Raw genomic sequence first — 16252 nt, 5'->3', positions numbered from 1 at the left:
TCCCGGCCCCACCGGAACTGTCATAACGACGAACCGGTCGGTGTCGGTGCCGGTCACTACGCTGCCGCTGTGCCCCTCGACGAGTACCGCCGCCGGCGCGACGCGCGGCGCACGCCCGAGCCGGTGCCCGAGCACGACGCCGGGCCGCCGGGCACCATCGGCGACCGGTTCGTCGTCCAGGAGCACCATGCGACGGCGCTGCACTGGGACCTGCGGCTCGAACGCGACGGCGTCCTGGCGTCGTGGGCGGTCCCCAAGGGACTGCCCGAGGACTCCGAGACCGTCCGGATGGCCGTGCGGACCGAGGACCACCCGCTGGAGTACCTCGAGTTCTCCGGGGAGATCCCGCGCGGCGAGTACGGCGGCGGCGGGATGGCGATCTGGGACCACGGCCGCTACGACACCGAGAAGTGGAACGACCGCGAGATCGCGTTCGTCCTGCACGGCGGGCGCGTCCGCGGCCGCTTCGTGCTGCTGCACCGCAGCTCCGGCGGACGGAAGGACAACTGGCTGCTGCGCCGCACCCGGGACCAGCCCGACGGCATGGACGCCGGGGGTGAGCCGCTCCCCCACGACGTCGTCCTGGCCGTCCCCCGCCCCGCCGACCGGCTGCCCACCGGGGACGGCTGGACGGTCCGCCCGGTCTTCGGTGGCCGCCGGGTGCTGGTGCGGGTGGACGGCGGCCGGCTCTCCCTGCGCCCCGTGGACGACGACGGCCGGGCCGGGGAGCCGTTCGACCCGCCGGGTGCGCTGCGGGGCCTGGGGCCCGCCCTGGGCGCCGGGGGGCACCTGCTCGACGCCGAGCTGACCGGCCGCGGCGAGCTGTGGGTGGCCGACGTCCTGCACACCGGCGGCCGCGACGTCCGGGCGCTGCCCGCCGAGGAGCGTCGCGCGCTGCTGGAGGAGCTGCCGCTGGACGGGCCGCACCGGCGGGCGGCGCCGTCGTACCCGAACGCGGGCGCCCGGCTGCTCGACGCGGTGCGCGACCAGGGCCTGCCCGGGGTGGTCGCCGTCCGGGCCGGATCCGGGTACCCCGAGGGCGCGGCCGACGACTGGCGGGAGGTCCGGGTGGACGGGGCGAGCCGGAGGACGGCACAGCGCGGGGCCGCGCGACGGGAGGGGTACGGGCGGGCGTCGCTGTCCAACCCGGACAAGGTGCTCTACCCCGCCACCGGCACGACCAAGGCCGACGTGCTGGGGCACTACCTGGCCGTCGCCGAGGTGATGGTGCCGCACCTCGACGCCCGGCCGGCGACGCTCAAGCGCTGGCCGGACGGGGTGGAGGGGTCGTCGTTCTTCGAGAAGAACGTGGCCCGGCACGCGCCGGGCTGGCTGCGCACCGCCCGCGTCGGGACGCCCGGCGGCCGGTCGGAGTCCGCGGACTTCGCGGTCCTCGCCGACGCCGAGGGACTGGCCTGGGCGGCGAACCTGGCCGCGCTGGAGCTGCACGTGCCGCAGTGGCGCCTGGGCCCGCGCGACGGACGCCACCCGCCGGACCGCGTGGTGTTCGACCTGGACCCGGGCGAGGGCACGACGATCGTGGAGTGCTGCCGGGTGGCGCTGTGGGTGCGGGACCTGCTCGACGAGCACGGACTCGTGGCGTACCCGTCGACGTCGGGCGGCAAGGGGATGCAGCTCTACCTGCCGGTGCGGGTCACCGATCCGGAGCGGACCAGCGGGTTCGCCCGCGAGGTGGCCGAGCGGCTGGCCGAGGAGCACCGGCGCGAGGTGATCGCGGTGATGACCCGGGCCCGTCGGCGCGGCAAGGTCTTCGTCGACTGGAGTCAGAACAACACCGCCAAGACCACCATCGCCTCGTACTCGCTGCGCGGCCGCGAGCGACCCACCGTCGCGACCCCGGTGACGTGGGCGGAGGTCGAGGGCTGCCGCGAGCCCGCGGACCTCGTGTTCACCCTCGACGACCTGCCGGCCCGGCTGGACACGCACGGGGACCTCATGCGTCCCCTGATCGACACCGAGGGTTTCCGGCTCCCCCGTGGTGGCGTGATCGGGCAGGTGCCAGGCTGACCGCCGTGCACCACCCGTACCTCGACGGTCCGCACCCCCGCGCCTACGCCCACCGTGGCTGGCACATCGGGGAGCTGGCCGGTTGCGAGAACACCGTCGCCGCGTTCACCGCCGCCGCCGACCACGGTCTGCGCTACGTCGAGATGGACGTGCACGCCAGCGCCGACGGGGTGCCGTTCGTGCACCACGACCCGACGCTGGACCGCACCACCGACGGCACCGGCCGGATCGACGCGCGCCCCGCCGCGGAGCTCGACACCGTGCGGGTCACGGGGACACAACGCACCGAGCCGCTGCCGCGGCTGGCCGAGGTGCTCGACGCGGTCCCCGGGGTGCGGGTGACGATCGAGCTGAAGTCGGCCGAGGTCGTCGCGCCGACGTTGGCGGTGCTCGACGCCGCCGACGCCTGGGACCGGGTGTGCCTGGGCTCGTTCTCCGCCCGCTGGCTGGGCGTCGCCCGGACGCTGGCCGGGCCGAGGCTGTGCACGTCGATGGGGCAGGCCGAGGTGGTGGCGCTGCGGGCCCGCGCGTGGGGCGTCCCGGGCCGGCTGCTGCCGGCGTCGGCGGGGGTGTTCGCGCAGGTCCCGCCGATGTTCGGGCCGATCCCGGTGGCGTCGGACCGCCGGTTCGTCGAGGCGGCGCACCGGGCCGGGCACGAGGTGCACGTGTGGACGGTGGACGAGACCGAGCAGATGCGACGGCTGCTGGCCCTCGGGGTGGACGGGTTGCTGTCCGACCGGCCGGACCGGCTGCTCGACGTCGTCGGGAGCTGACCGGGTGGGCGCCTGCGTAGATGATCGGAGGCCGGGTCCCGCGGGCGTCGATACGCTCGCGCCGTGACCGCCTCGACCGCTCCGACCGCAGAGCCGGCCCCGCCCCGCCGATCCCGGCTGTGGGCCTGGGGGCTCTGGGACTGGGGCTCCTCGGGGTTCCAGCACATCGCGCTGACCTTCGTGTTCTCGGTGTACCTGACCGACGCCGTCGGGGCGGACCTGCCGGGCTCGGTCAGTGCGAACAGCTGGCTGGCGTGGTCGACGGCGGCCGCCGGGGTGCTGATCGCGCTGATGGCGCCGGTGGTCGGGCAGAGCGCGGACCGCACGGGGCGTCGGCTGCGGGCGACCGGGGTGTGGACGGCGCTGGTCGTGCTCTGCATGGCCGGGATGTTCTTCGTCCGCGACGACTGGTCCTACCTGTGGCTGGGCCTGCTGCTGCTGGCGCTGGCGTCGATCTTCGCCGAGCTGGCGGCGGTGTCGTACTACGCGCTGATGGCGCAGGTGTCGACGCCGGCGACGGTCGGGCGGGTGTCGGGCTTCGGCTGGGCGCTGGGCTACATCGGCGGGATCGTGCTGCTGCTCGGGGTGTACGTGTTCCTGCTGTCCGGCGACGGCGGGCTGCTCGGTGTCCCCACCGCCGACGGGCTCGACGTGCGGATCGCGGTGCTGGTGGCGGCGGTGTGGTTCGCGGTGTTCGCCGCGCCGATGTTCCTCCTGCTGCCCGAGACGCCGCCGGTGGCGCCGGACGCACCGAAGCTGGGCGTGGCCGGTTCCTACCGCAGGCTGGTGACCGACCTGCGCGCGCTCTACCGGGCCAGCCCGCACACCGTGTACTTCCTCGGGGCGAGCGCGCTCTACCGGGACGGCCTGAACGCGATCTTCGCCTTCGGCGGGGTCCTGGCGGTGACGGTGTACGGGCTGGACCCGGGCCAGGTGCTGATCTTCGGCGTGGCGATCAACGTGGTGTCCGCCGCCGGGGCGCTGCTCGGGGGCAGGCTCGACGACCGGTTCGGCCCGAAGGCGGTCGTGGTCGGCTCGCTGGCCGGGCTGGTCGTGGTCGGGGTGGTGCTGCTGTTCGTGTCCGGGCCGACCATGTTCTGGATCTTCGGTCTGGTGCTGGGGCTGTTCGTGGGGCCGGCGCAGGCGTCGTCGCGGTCGTACCTGCTGCGCGTGTGCCCGGCGCAGCAGGAGGGTCAGCTGTTCGGGCTGTACGCGACGACCGGGCGCGCGGTGTCGTTCCTGGCGCCGGCGCTCATCGGCCTGTTCACCTACGTGTTCGGCTCGGACCGGGCGGGGACGATCGGGATCGTGCTGGTCCTGGTGGCGGGACTGGTCGCGTTGCTGCCGGTGCGCTCCCCCGGCCGTGCACCGGTCCGGTCGGCTGTGTGAACACTCGTCGACGCCCCGGTGAGCACCGTCACACATGGCTGACACGTCACATCGGAGTGTGTAACGGGCGGCGATAGGGAACACTGGTCAATCGGGCGCAGAGCGGGTTACCGCGAGGTAACTCCAGCGGGTCCGTTCTGCCCTGCCGCCGGAATACCGTAGCTCCACGCACGTTACACCCGGTGGCGGAGACGTAACCGTCGAGGTGCTCCCTCGACATCGCGCTACAGGAGGGTGACGCATGGCCGACCGCGTTCTGCGTGGCAGCCGGCTCGGGGCTGTCAGCTACGAGACGGACCGCAATCACGACCTGGCGCCGCGGCAGATGGTCCGTTATGTGTCCGAGTCCGGCTACGAGTTCCAGGTGCCGTTCGCGAACGACGCCGAGGCTCCCGCGACGTGGGAGTCCCCGCAGGGCGGCGTCGGCCGTCGGGTGGACGGGACCGAGCCGGAGCAGAAGAAGCAGAAGCCGCCGCGTACGCACTGGGACATGCTGCTCGAGCGCCGGTCGATCGCCGAGCTCGAGGAGCTGCTCGACGAGCGCCTGGAGCTGCTGCGCGAGCGGCGCGCCGAGATCGCCTGATCCCGGCCGCACCGCAGGCACACACCGGACCACCACCCGGTGACCACGGAGCCCGGATCCCTCAGGGGGTCCGGGCTCCGTCGCGTGCGGGCATGATGACCGGTGATGAACGATCAGCAGATCGGCACCTCCAGCCCCTCCCGCCCCGCCCGGGCGGTCCGCGACCTCGCCGACGACCACGTCCGGCGCCTTGCCGAGCTCGACCCGGTCCTCGCCGGCGACCTCGGCTGGACCGAGCGGCAGGACGAGCTGCCCGACCTCTCCCCCGACGGCACCGCCGCGCTCGTCGCCGCCTGCCGGGAGACCCTGGAGCGACTGGACACCACCACGGGCGCCCGGCAGCCCGCGGACCCCGACGAGCGGCGCTGCGCGCGGCTGCTGCGTGAGCGCCTCGGCGCCCAGCTCGACCACCTGACCTCCGGGGAGCCGTTGCGCGCGGTGCAGGAGCTGTTCGGACCGCCGGCGACCCTGCGGACCGCGTTCACCCTCATGCCGGTCGACGGCGACGAGGACTGGGCCACCGTGGCCGCGCGGATGGCGCGGGTCCCCGAGGCACTCGCCGGGTACCGGGCGTCGCTGGCCGAGGGCCGCCGTCGCGGGCTGTTCGCCGCGCCGCGCCAGGTGGTGCGGGTGACGGAGCAGATCGACGCCTGGAACGGCGACGCGGGCGGCCGTGGCTGGTTCGCCGGGTTCGCCGCGGACGCCTCCGTCGGTGACGCCGTGCGCGCCGACCTGGACCGCGGTGCGCGGGAGGCGACGGCGGCGCTGGGCGAGCTGCGGGACTGGCTGGCCGCGGAGTACCTGCCGGCCGCGGAGGGGACCCCGGACGGCGTGGGCCCCGACCGGTACCGGATCGCGAACCGGTTCTGGAACGGGGCCGACATCGACACCGTCGAGGTCTACGAGTGGGGCTGGTCGGAGTTCCGCCGGATCCGCGAGGAGATGGCCGTCGAGGCCGCGCGGATCGTGCCCGGCGGCAGCGTGCGCGAGGCGATGGAGTTCCTGGAGACCGACGGGGGCTCGACCGGGGTCGTCGTGGGCGGGGAGGCCGCCCGGTCGCACCTGCAGAAGATCATGGACGACACGATCGCCGAGCTCGACGGTGTCCACTTCGACCTGTCCGGCCGGCTGCGGGAGGTCGAGTCCCGGCTGGCGCCGGCGGGCAGCGCGGCGGCGCCGTACTACACACCGCCGGCGCTGGACTTCTCGCGGCCGGGCCGGACCTGGCTGCCCGCGAGCGAGGACGACCGCTACCCGCTCTGGGACCTGATCAGCACCTGGTACCACGAGGGCGTCCCGGGCCACCACCTGCAGCTGGCGTCGTGGGCGGTGCGCAGCCGGGAGCTGTCGACGTTCCAGACGTCGCTGGTGGGTGCGGTGAGCGCGGACGTGGAGGGCTGGGCGCTCTACGCGGAGCGGCTGATGGACGAGCTGGGCCACCACTCCGACCCGGGCTCGCGGCTGGGCTACCTCAACGCCCAGATGCTGCGCGCGGTGCGTGTGGTGATCGATCTGGGCATGCACCTGTCGCTGCCGGTCCCCGACGACTCCCCGGTCGGTGCCGGTCGGCGGTGGACCCCGGAGCTGGGGCGGGAGTTCTTCGGCCGGCACGTCGGCGGCGGGGACGCGATGGCCGACTCGGAGCTGCTGCGCTACCTCGGCGGACCGGCCCAGGCGATCGGCTACAAGCTGGGCGAGCGGGCCTGGCTGACCGGGCGGGAGCGGGCCCGCGCCGCGCACGCCGCCCGCGGGGAGGAGTTCGACCTGGCCGCGTGGCACGCCGCCGCGCTCGCGCAGGGCACGCTGGGTCTCGACGACCTGGTGCCGGAGCTGGCGGCCCTGCCGGCGCGCTCCTGAGCGCACCCGGGGGCGCCGCGCGGCTCAGCCGTGTGCGGCGCCCTCGGTGACCGGCCCCGCGGGGCGCTGGGGGGTGTCGCGGCCGAGCCGGTGCGACAGGCCCCAGCAGGTGACCCGCCACAGCGCCTCGGCGACGATGCCGCCGCTCATCTTGGAGGCACCGCGCTCGCGCTCGGTGAAGGTGATCGGGACCTCGCTGACCCGGAACCCGGCCTGCAGGGCCCGCCAGGCCATGTCCACCTGGAAGCAGTAGCCCTGGGAGGCGACCGAGTCCAGCTGCAGCTGCTCGAGCACGGTGCGCCGGTAGACGCGGTAGCCGCCGGTGATGTCACGCAGCGGCACGCCGAGCGCGAGGCGGGAGTAGAGGTTGCCGCCGCGGGAGAGGACCTCGCGGTGCCAGGGCCAGTTCACGACGCGCCCACCGGGCACGTAGCGGGAGCCGAGGACGACGTCGGCGTCGGCCAGGGCGGCGAGCAGCGCGGGAAGGTCCTCGGGGGCGTGCGAGCCGTCGGCGTCCATCTCGACGACGACCTGGTGCTCGCCGGTCAGCGCGTGCCGGAAGCCGTCGAGGTAGGCGGCGCCGAGGCCGTCCTTGCCGGAGCGGTGCAGGACGCGGACCCGCTCGTCGGCGGCGGCGAGGGCGTCGGCGAGCTCTCCGGTGCCGTCGGGGCTGGCGTCGTCGACGACGAGGACGTCGACGTCGGGCAGCGCGGCGTGCAGCCGCGCGACGGCGGGACCGAGGTTCTCCCGCTCGTCGTAGGTGGGAACCACGACCAGGACCGGGCCCGGCGGTTCGACCATGCTCGTCCTCTCCCCCGCCCGATCGGTGTCGACCGGACGACCCTACCCGTACCGACCGCACCTGCTCGGTCACCGCTCGTCGTGCTGCGGCGGAGCGCGGTCGTGCGGACAGCGTAGTGGAGCGCCGCGACCGCCCGACGCGGCGGCATCGGACGCGGGACCGGACCCGGGGCGGGAGCGGGCGCGGGACGGGGGCTGCGGTCAGCGGGTCCCGGCGAGCAGGTGGGCGTTGCCCAGCGCCTCCAGGACACCGCCGCGGGCCCGGCCGCCGGTGTTCTCGCCGGGGAGGAACCACTCGTAGCCGTAGGCGGCGGCGAAGCCCGCCTCGTCGACCGCGTCCGGGGCGATCTGGCTGGCGTGGGCGAGCATCGCGGCCCGCTTGACGGCGAGCTCGGCCGGGCCGCCCCCGACGGCGACGGCGATCTCGGCGGTGACCCGGCCGTAGCCGACGCCCGCGGCGTGCGCGGCGCCGTGGACGAGGTGCCGGTCACGCGCGGCCAGCGCGAGGTGCTCGCGGTCGACGGTCATCCGGTAGCCGTGGGCGCCGGTGAGCGAGCAGGCGATGGCGCCCGCGGCGTGCGCGGCGCGGTGGTCGGGATGGCCGTAGATGCCGGCGTCGTCGTCGTGCAGGACGGTGCCCGCGCCCTCGGCGTCGACGATCTCGGCGACGGCGCGGCCGAGCGCGACGGGGTCGGCGGCGGCGAGGGCGCGGGGATGGCGCAGGCCGGGGCCGCCGGGCAGGCCGGAGTCGCGGTGCCCGAGCAGCACCAGGCGGTGCACGCCGAGCAGGGCGGCGGCGTCGGTGAGCTCGCGGCGGCGGCGGTCGGGGACGGTCTCGCCGGGTTCCAGGGGGAGGCGGGACTCGCCGAGGTCGCCGCCGGTGGCCATGACGAGCACGACGCGGGCGCCCGCGTCGGCGAGGCGGCGCAGGGTCAGGCCGGTGAAGATCGACTCGTCGTCGGGGTGGGCGTGCAGGGCCAGGACGGTCTGGCCGGAGAGGGTGTGCACCTGGTGATCGCTTCGCGTGCGGGGCCGGGGCGGCCGGTACGGACACGGGTCCGGAGCGGGTCGGTACCCGGGCGGCGCGAGCGGTCCACGGACGGTGAGCCGGGACGGCGGTGTCAGCCGCGCGGGGACGGACCCCGACGACAGCGACACGCGGCGGCGCGCACGGGGCGCGCGGCGGCGGCGGTCGTCGGCTCGATCACGCGGGAGATGATGGCAGGGGCGCCGTCACGGGTCCACACCGGGGCCCCGCGACGGCGCTCACACCGCTCGGTCAGACCGTGTTCCTCGGCATGATCAGCCAGAGGGCGAGGTAGATGACGAACTGCGGGCCGGGCAGCAGGCAGGACAGCACGAACAGGAACCGCACGGTGTTGCGACCCATGCCGAAGCGGTCGGCCAGCCCGGCACACACCCCCGCGATCACCTTCCCGCTACGGGGCCGGACCAGGCGCTGGGACTGGGGCATGCTCACTGCGTTCTCCTTCGTACTGCGGACTCGACCTCACCCACCCTGGCACCACCGGGGCCCGGCGCGCTCGGGGAACACCCGGAGGGTGACCCCGAACGCGCCCCGGGGCCGCTACAGGACGACGAGGTCGCGGGCGGTGGTGTTGAGCCGCTCCACGCCGTCGGCGGTGACGACGACGATGTCCTCGATCCGGGCGCCCCACTTGCCGGCCTGGTAGATCCCGGGCTCGATCGAGAAGGTCATGCCCTCGGTGAGGACGAGGTCGTTGCCGCCGACGATGTAGGGCTCCTCGTGCACGTCGAGGCCGATGCCGTGCCCGGTGCGGTGGATGAAGTGCTCACCGTGCCCGGCGGCGGCGATGTGCTCGCGGGCGGCGGCGTCGATGTCGGCGGCGGTGGCACCGGGCCGGACGGCGGCGACGGCGCGCTCCTGGGCCTCCTGCAGCACCGCGTAGGTCTCCTTGACGTCCGGGCCGGGCTCGCGGCCGACGGCGTAGGTGCGCGTGCAGTCGGAGTTGTAGCCGCCGGGCAGCGGCCCGCCGATGTCGATGACGACGACGTCGCCGGCCTCGATCACGCGGTCGGAGACGTCGTGGTGCGGGCTGGCGCCGTTGGGGCCGGAGCCGACGATGACGAACGCGGCCTCGGTGTGGCCCTCGGCGATGATCGCGGCGGTGATGTCGGCGCCGACCTCGGCCTCGGTGCGGCCGGGGCGCAGGAACTCGCCCATCCGCCGGTGCACCCGGTCGATGGCGGCGCCGGCCTCGCGCAGGCGGTCGATCTCGGCCGGGTCCTTGCGCATGCGGAGCTCGCGCAGCACGGTGCCGCCGAGGTACTGCGGGACGTCGGGGAAGGCGTGGCGCAGGCCGAGGACGTGGCGGGCGGGCATGTCGTCGTCGACCGACATCCGGGTGGGGCCGCCGGCGAGGTCGCTGACCAGCAGGTACGGGTCCTCGCCGTCGGTCCAGGTGACCAGGTCGATGCCGAGCGCCTCCAGCGGCACACCGGCGAACCCGGGCGCCTCCAGCGACGGGACGACGAGCGCGGGCGGCGCCCGGTGCCCGGCGGCCGGGACGATCAGACAGGTCAGGCGCTCGTGCGAGGACCCGTCGAACCCGGTCAGGTAGCGCAGGTCGGTTCCCGGGGTCAGGAACAGCACGTCGGTGCCCTGCTCGGCGGCGTGCTCACCGGCACGGCGCAGCCGGTCGGCGAGCAGCTCGGTGGGGACGGCATCGGTCATGACCGTGAGCGTAGGCGGGCACGGGGGGTACACGACCGCCACCCGGAGCACCGCGGCGTGGGCCGGGCGGAGGCCGGTGGGCGTCCGGACGCGCTGCGTGACCGGACGCCCGCGGAGCCGGGGCGGCGGGTCAGTCGGTGTCGAGCGCGGTGGGGTGCGCGGTGACCGTCCCGGCGAGCTCGACGAGCTTGACGTTGAGGTCCTGGGAGGTGCGGCGGAGCACGTCGAAGGCCTCCTCGGCGGTGAGCCCGCGGCGCGCCATCAGGATGCCCTTGGCCTGGCCGATCACGTCGCGCGAGGCGATCGCCTGGCGCAGCTGGGTCTCCTGGAGCCCGGCGTCGGACACGGCGACGCAGGTGGCCAGGGCCAGCGACGCGTGCGTGGCGAGCAGCATCAGGCGGTCGCGGTCGGCGGAGGTGAACGCCCGGCGGTCGGTGGCGTAGACGTTGAGCGCGCCGGGCAGCCGCGGCGGCTCGGCGTCGGGGATCAGCGAGACCGCCAGCACCGAGTGGAACCCGTGCCCGACGGCGGCGTGGGCGAAGTCGCTCCAGCGGCTCTCGGCGGCGAGGTCGTCGGAGAACGCCAGCGCGGGACCGTCGGCGCGGGCGGCCTCGACACAGGGGCCGCAGCCGCTGGTGTACTGGGCCTCGTCGATCGAGGAAGCGGCGGGGTCGGTCTCGACGGGGGTGTGGAAGCGGCCGTCGTCGTCGCGGAGGGTGACGCTGACCATGTCCGCGCCGGGCACGACCCGGCGGACCGCGGCGACGACCCGGGCGAGGACGTCGGCGACCGAGCCGGAGGCGAGCAGGGCGCCGGTGAGGGCGGCGAACTCGCGGGCGAGCGGGCCGGTGTCGGCCAGGGCGTCCTCGGCGGGGCCACCGCGCTGCTCGGTGACGACGAACAGGTCCCGCTCGGCGGTCCAGTCGTCGCGGCCGGTCACCGCAGCAGGTCCGCTGTTCGTGGTGGTTCCGCTGTTCTCCACACCGGGCATTCTGCACGGTCCGCGCGGGTCCGGCGCCCACCCGGGTACGGCGGCGGTGCCAGACTCGCGGCATGAGTGAGCGCCCGCTGATGCTGCTGGACTCCGCGAGCATGTACTTCCGTGCCTACTTCGGCGTGCCGGAGAGCGTCACCGCCCCGGACGGGACGCCGGTGAACGCGGTGCGCGGGTTCACCGACATGATCGCGCGGCTGGTCACCGAGCACCGCCCGGTGCGGCTGGTGGCCTGCCTCGACCTGGACTGGCGGCCGGCGTTCCGGGTGGACGCGCTGCCGTCGTACAAGGCGCACCGGGTGGAGGCGGGCCGGGCCGGCGACGAGGTGCCGGCCGGGGTGCCCGAGGAGGTGCCGGACACCCTCGCCCCGCAGGTGCCGCTGATCATGGAGGTGCTGGCCGCGGCGGGGATCGCGACCGGCGGGGCCGTGGGCTGCGAGGCCGACGACGTGATCGGGACCCTGGCCCACCGGGAGGCCTCCGACCCGGTGCTGGGGGTTTCCGGGGACCGGGACCTCATGCAGATCGTGCGCGACGCCCCGCCGGTGCGGCTGCTGTACATCGGCCGCGGGCTGAACAAGGCCGAGAACCTGGGCCCGGACGACGTCGCCGAGAAGTTCGGGGTGCCCCGGGAGCGGGCGGGCGCGGCGTACGCGGAGATGGCGATGCTGCGCGGGGACCCCTCCGACGGGCTGCCCGGCGTGCCCGGGGTCGGGGCGAAGACCGCGGCGACGCTGGTGGGCCGGTTCGGCTCGTGGGCGGAGCTGCTGGCCGCGGTCGGCGACGGCGACACCCGGATCGGGGCGGGGCCGCGGGCGAAGCTGGCGGCGGCGCGGGACTACCTCGACGTCGTCGAGCCGGTGGTGCGGGTGCGGACCGACGCCGAGGTCGACCTGAGCCGGGACGACGTGCTCCCGGCGTCGTTCGCCGACCCGGACCGGCTCGACGAGCTGGCACGGCGGTGGGGTCTGGAGTCCTCGGTGGGGCGGCTGCGGAAGGCCCTGGACGCGGCGGCGTCGTCGTGACCTGCCCGGACCACGGGCTGCCGGTCCCGCCGTCGTCGGCGTACGACGAGGTCGTGGCCCGGGAGACCGCGGTGCGCGCGGCGGCGGCCGAGCCGATCACCTCCCCCCACGACGGCGCCCCCGCCGCGGTGCGCGAGGCGGTGGCGGCCGCGGTCGAGGAGCTGCGGGACGAGCTGCTGGCGCTCTCGCACGACCTGCACGCCCACCCGGAGACCGCGTTCTCCGAGCACCGCTCGGTCGCCGCGGTGGCCGCGCTGCTGGCCGGGCACGGGGTCGACGCCGCCGTCGGCGTGCACGGGCTGGACACGGCGCTGCGGGCGACGCTCGGCTCCGGGGACGGCCCGACGGTCGCGGTGCTCGCCGAGTACGACGCGCTGCCCGGCATCGGGCACGCCTGCGGGCACAACGTGATCTGCTCGGCGGCGGTGGGCGCGTTCCTGGCGCTGGCGCGGGTGCTCGCCGCGCACCCGGTGGGCGGCACCGTGGTGCTGCTCGGCACGCCGGCGGAGGAGGGCGGGGGCGGGAAGGAGACGATGGCCCGCGACGGTGCCTTCGACGGCGTCGACGCCGCGGTGATGCTGCACCCGTTCGCCCACGACATCGCCGACCACCCGTTCCTGGGGCGCCGTCAGCTGGAGGTGACCTACCACGGGGTCGCCGCGCACGCCTCGGCCCAGCCGCACCGGGGCCGCAACGCCCTGGACGCGGTCGTCCTGGGCTACCAGGGGATCGCGATGCTGCGTCAGCACATCCCCGACTCCGACCGGGTGCACGGCGTCGTCGTCGACGGCGGGCAGGCACCCAACGTCGTGCCGGAGCGGGCGGCGGCGCGCTACTACCTGCGCTCGCAGCGCCCGGAGACGTTGCGGGACCTGACCACGCGGGTGGAGGCGATCGCCGTCGCGGCGGCGGCGATGACCGGCTGCGGCCACACCCTGGAGTGGGACCCGCGCCCGCCGTACCTGCCGATCCGCCACAACCGGACCCTCGCCGCGCGCTGGGCGGTGCACCAGGCCGGACGGGGGCGCACGGTGTATCCGCGCGGGGTGGTGCCGGAGACCGAGACCGGGTCGACCGACCTGGGCAACGTCTCGTTGCGGGTGCCGTCGATCCATCCGATGATCGCGATCGCGGAGCCGGGCACCGCGCTGCACACCACCGGGTTCGCCGAGGCCGCCGCGAGCGCGGCCGGGGACCGCGCGGTGCTCGACGGCGCCGCCGGGCTGGCGGCGGTGGTGGCCGACCTGCTGTACGACGAGGCGCTGCGCGGGGCGGTCGCGGCGGAGTTCGCCGAGGCGGGCGGCCCGGTGGACGTGCCCGCGTTCTTCGACTGAGCTCAGCCGCCGTGGCCCGGGGTGCGGCGCTCACGCGGCGCGGCGCGGGTGTGGACCTTCTCGCCCTGCGGGCCGAACAGGCTGAGCACCTCGACGGCGCGGTCGCGGTCGGCGGAGCCGAACCAGTGCGGGACGTGGGTGTCGAACTCGGCGGCCTCCCCGGCGCCGAGCACGACGTCGTGCCCGCCGAGGACCAGGCGCAGCCTGCCGTCGAGGACGTAGAGCCACTCGTAGCCCTCGTGCACCCGAGGGTCGGGCTCGTCGCCGCGGAACGGGATGAGCATCTTGAACGCCTGCAGCCCGCCGGGGCGCTCGGTCAGCGGGACGACGGTCATCCCGTTGGCCCGGCGCGGCCGCAGCCGCACCCGCGGGTCGCCGACCGGTGGGGCGGCGACGAGCTCGTCGAGCGGCACCTGGTGGGCGGCCGCGATCGGGAGCAGCAGCTCCAGGGTCGGACGGCGCCCGCCGGACTCGAGGCGCGACAGCGTGCTCACCGAGATGCCGGTGGCCTCCGACAGGTCGGCCAGGGTCATGCCGTGCGCGGTGCGCAGCCCGGCCAGCCGGGGGCCGACGCCGGCCAGGGTGTCCGCGATCGCCTCGTCCACACCGGCAGTTTGCCATCCCGGCAACGACGTTTGCCAGTCTCGCGCCGAGGCGCGCAGGGTGGTGCCATGACCTCCTCTCCCGCAGACCCGTTCGGTGCCGCGTCCGAGCGCCGGGTCGCCGCGCTCGTCGCGGACGACCGGGTGCACGGACTCGTCACCGGCATCACCACCGCCGCTGCGCCCACCACACCCACCACATCCACCGGAGGAGCCACCGTGACCGAGGACCGCTGGTCCGCGGCGTTCTGGGACGCCCACTACGACACCCGTCCGCAGATCTGGAGCGGCGACGCCAACGCCGCCCTCGTCGCCGAGGCCGCGGACCTGCCGCCCGGGCGGGCGCTCGACGTCGGCTGCGGGGAGGGCGGCGACGCGGTGTGGCTCGCCGCGCGGGGCTGGCGGGTGGACGCCGTCGACGTCTCCCCCGTCGCGGTGGAGCGGGCCCGGGCCGCCGTCGAGCGGGCCGGGTGGGCCGACGCGGTCACCCTCACCGCCGCCGACCTGCGCTCCGCCCCGCCCGCCGCCGGCGTCTACGACCTGGTCAACGCCCAGTTCCTGCACCTGCCCCTGGACGTGCGCCGCCCGCTGTACGCCGCGCTCGCCGACGCCGTCGCCCCCGGGGGGACGCTGTTGCTGGTGCTGCACCACCCGCGCGACCTGGCCGCCGGGATCCCGCGCCCGCCGGAGCCGGAGCTGTTCCCCGACGAGCACGAGCTCGCCGGTGCGCTCGACCCGGACCGGTGGGAGGTCCTGGTCGCCGACGCGCGGCCGCGGCCGGTGACGCTGCCCGACGGCAGCACGGTGACCGGCCACGACGCGGTCGTCCGGGCCCGCCGCCGGACCTGAGCGTCCGGGTCGCCGGCGGGGACGCTCAGAAGAACGTGCCGCACCACGGCGCCGGTCCGGGCACCGCGAACAGCGCGTCCGCCCGGACCCGGGCGCCGGGGGTGTGCTCGCGCCAGCGGCCCGCCGCCACCAGCGACGACGGCGACCGGTCGCCGAGGAACGCCGCCGCCAGCGCGTCGACGGTGCACTCCAGGTCCGGATCGGTGCCGGCGGCGGGCTCGGCGGCGCCGTCGGCGAGACGCCAGGTGCCGGTGTCGCCGAGGAACGCGTCGTGCACCCGCAGCACGACCGGTCCGCCGGGGCCCCAGGCGCGGGCCCGCAGCGCGGCGTCCGGGTCGAGCAGGCGCAGCCACAGGTCGTCGCCGCGGCCGGTGACCCGGTGGGCCCGGGAGTCGGTCAGCAGCAGGTCGAGGTCCTCGTCGAGGGGACGTGCCCAGCTCGTCACCGCGCCGGCCAGGTCGAGGCCGGTCAGGAACCGCCACAGCCCGGCGGTCGCGGCGGGCCCGGCGGCCCAGAGCTGCTGCACCCGGACCTCGTCCGTGCCGCCGGTGGCCAGGTCGCCCTCCGCGACGCCCCACACCACGAACCCGTCGTCGACGCCGTCGGTGCCGGTGTGCACCGCCACGCCCTTGTACTCGCCGGCGGGCGGGCCCGCGGGGCGCAGCGCCCGCCGCCACCAGCGCGCGGAGCGGGTCATCCCGCCCGGGCGGTCCGCGGCGAGGCGTTCCTGCAGGCCGGGCAGCAGCCCGGTCGCCTCGTCGGGGTCGAGCATCCGCACCGTGTCCCCGGCCGGGGCCTCCGGGCGCCACGCGGCCCCCGCCGTGACGCGGACCTGGTCGGCGCGGGAGGCGACGCCGTAGCCGTAGCGACCGTAGATGCCGGCCTCCGACGCGCGGAGCACCGCGGCGACGTCGCCGCGGTCGCGGGCCGCGGTCAGCTGGGCGCGCATGAGCGCGGTCAGGCGCCCGGCGCGGGTCCGGTCGGGCCGCACCCCGACGCCGCTGACCGCGGCGGCGGGGACCCGGGCCCCGCCGGGCAGGGTCAGCCGGGTCGGGAAGGAGTACGCCGACCCGACCACCGCACCGGAGGGGTCCGCGACGCCGAGCCAGTGCTCGTCGGGGGCCTGCCCGTGGGCCTCCCACGCGTCGTCGGTGATCGGGCCGTGGTGCAGGGTGCCCAGGAACAGGTCGAACGCGCGGCGCCGGTCGGCGGGGTCGGTCAGGGTCCGGACCGGGTGGGGAGCGACGGCCGGCGGGGCGGGGTGCGGGGCGAACGGGTCATCGGGGCTCACATCCGACGAG

15 protein-coding genes are annotated in these 16252 nt (G+C 76.0%); 8 read left to right on the top strand and 7 right to left on the bottom strand.

The features are described from left to right. The first annotated feature begins 69 nt into the window (after nucleotides 1-69). From ligD to ND486_RS02415, 5 genes are all read left to right on the top strand, one after another. Nucleotides 70-2028 (top strand): non-homologous end-joining DNA ligase, encoded by a 1959-nt coding sequence (ligD, locus tag ND486_RS29515; RefSeq protein WP_308215793.1) that lies wholly within the window; start codon nucleotides 70-72, stop codon nucleotides 2026-2028. Nucleotides 2029-2033: 5 nt separating this feature from the next. Beyond that, the gene (locus tag ND486_RS02430; protein ID WP_251782543.1) at nucleotides 2034-2801 is read left to right on the top strand and encodes a glycerophosphodiester phosphodiesterase family protein; all 768 of its coding nucleotides are present in this window, start codon (nucleotides 2034-2036) and stop codon (nucleotides 2799-2801) included. A gap of 63 nt (nucleotides 2802-2864) precedes the next feature. Further along, complete coding sequence (locus ND486_RS02425) at nucleotides 2865-4190, top strand: MFS transporter (RefSeq protein ID WP_251782541.1); 1326 nt, start codon at nucleotides 2865-2867, stop codon at nucleotides 4188-4190. 241 nt (nucleotides 4191-4431) lie between these two features. Then, nucleotides 4432-4773, top strand: coding sequence for an RNA polymerase-binding protein RbpA (locus ND486_RS02420; protein WP_020627709.1), 342 nt, complete (start codon nucleotides 4432-4434; stop codon nucleotides 4771-4773). A 105-nt stretch (nucleotides 4774-4878) separates the two neighbouring features. Next, nucleotides 4879-6630 carry a DUF885 domain-containing protein gene (locus tag ND486_RS02415; RefSeq protein ID WP_251782539.1) on the top strand — a complete coding sequence of 584 codons (1752 nt, stop codon included), beginning with the start codon at nucleotides 4879-4881 and terminating at the stop codon, nucleotides 6628-6630. 24 nt (nucleotides 6631-6654) lie between these two features. On the opposite strand, the gene ND486_RS02410 is transcribed toward ND486_RS02415, so the two are convergent. The 5 genes from ND486_RS02410 to ND486_RS02390 all read right to left on the bottom strand — a co-directional run bounded on the left by ND486_RS02410 (nucleotide 6655) and on the right by ND486_RS02390 (nucleotide 11129). Next, nucleotides 6655-7431 carry a polyprenol monophosphomannose synthase gene (locus ND486_RS02410; RefSeq protein WP_208825076.1) on the bottom strand — a complete coding sequence of 259 codons (777 nt, stop codon included), beginning with the start codon at nucleotides 7429-7431 and terminating at the stop codon, nucleotides 6655-6657. A gap of 201 nt (nucleotides 7432-7632) precedes the next feature. Beyond that, nucleotides 7633-8439 (bottom strand): PIG-L deacetylase family protein, encoded by an 807-nt coding sequence (locus ND486_RS02405; protein WP_224402491.1) that lies wholly within the window; start codon nucleotides 8437-8439, stop codon nucleotides 7633-7635. 271 nt (nucleotides 8440-8710) lie between these two features. Further along, the gene (locus ND486_RS02400; protein ID WP_251782994.1) at nucleotides 8711-8905 is read right to left on the bottom strand and encodes a PspC domain-containing protein; all 195 of its coding nucleotides are present in this window, start codon (nucleotides 8903-8905) and stop codon (nucleotides 8711-8713) included. Between the two features lie 114 nt (nucleotides 8906-9019). Then, nucleotides 9020-10147, bottom strand: a complete 1128-nt coding sequence (locus ND486_RS02395) for a Xaa-Pro peptidase family protein (protein ID WP_251782537.1) — start codon at nucleotides 10145-10147, stop codon at nucleotides 9020-9022. A gap of 130 nt (nucleotides 10148-10277) precedes the next feature. Then, complete coding sequence (locus ND486_RS02390) at nucleotides 10278-11129, bottom strand: GAF and ANTAR domain-containing protein (protein ID WP_374231367.1); 852 nt, start codon at nucleotides 11127-11129, stop codon at nucleotides 10278-10280. A 71-nt stretch (nucleotides 11130-11200) separates the two neighbouring features. On the opposite strand from ND486_RS02390, the gene ND486_RS02385 reads away from it, so the two are divergent. Beyond that, nucleotides 11201-12166, top strand: a complete 966-nt coding sequence (locus ND486_RS02385; protein ID WP_224402490.1) for a 5'-3' exonuclease — start codon at nucleotides 11201-11203, stop codon at nucleotides 12164-12166. Further along, nucleotides 12163-13500 carry a M20 family metallopeptidase gene (locus ND486_RS02380; protein WP_374231366.1) on the top strand — a complete coding sequence of 446 codons (1338 nt, stop codon included), beginning with the start codon at nucleotides 12163-12165 and terminating at the stop codon, nucleotides 13498-13500. The genes ND486_RS02385 and ND486_RS02380 overlap by 4 nt, the downstream gene beginning before the upstream one ends. Before the next feature lie 2 nt (nucleotides 13501-13502). On the opposite strand, the gene ND486_RS02375 is transcribed toward ND486_RS02380, so the two are convergent. Next, the gene (locus tag ND486_RS02375; RefSeq protein WP_308215792.1) at nucleotides 13503-14105 is read right to left on the bottom strand and encodes an XRE family transcriptional regulator; all 603 of its coding nucleotides are present in this window, start codon (nucleotides 14103-14105) and stop codon (nucleotides 13503-13505) included. 66 nt (nucleotides 14106-14171) lie between these two features. On the opposite strand from ND486_RS02375, the gene ND486_RS02370 reads away from it, so the two are divergent. Continuing rightward, on the top strand, nucleotides 14172-14951 hold the full coding sequence (locus ND486_RS02370; protein WP_251782535.1) for a cyclopropane-fatty-acyl-phospholipid synthase family protein: 780 nt from the start codon (nucleotides 14172-14174) through the stop codon (nucleotides 14949-14951). Between the two features lie 25 nt (nucleotides 14952-14976). On the opposite strand, the gene ND486_RS02365 is transcribed toward ND486_RS02370, so the two are convergent. After that, on the bottom strand, nucleotides 14977-16242 hold the full coding sequence (locus tag ND486_RS02365) for a GNAT family N-acetyltransferase (RefSeq protein WP_251782533.1): 1266 nt from the start codon (nucleotides 16240-16242) through the stop codon (nucleotides 14977-14979). Nucleotides 16243-16252: the final 10 nt, after the last annotated feature.

It is taken from the genome of Pseudonocardia sp. DR1-2, assembly GCF_023717215.1.
In the GTDB taxonomy this organism is placed as follows: Bacteria; Actinomycetota; Actinomycetes; order Mycobacteriales; family Pseudonocardiaceae; genus Pseudonocardia; species Pseudonocardia alni.
This window is presented reverse-complemented; position numbering and strand designations above follow the sequence as displayed.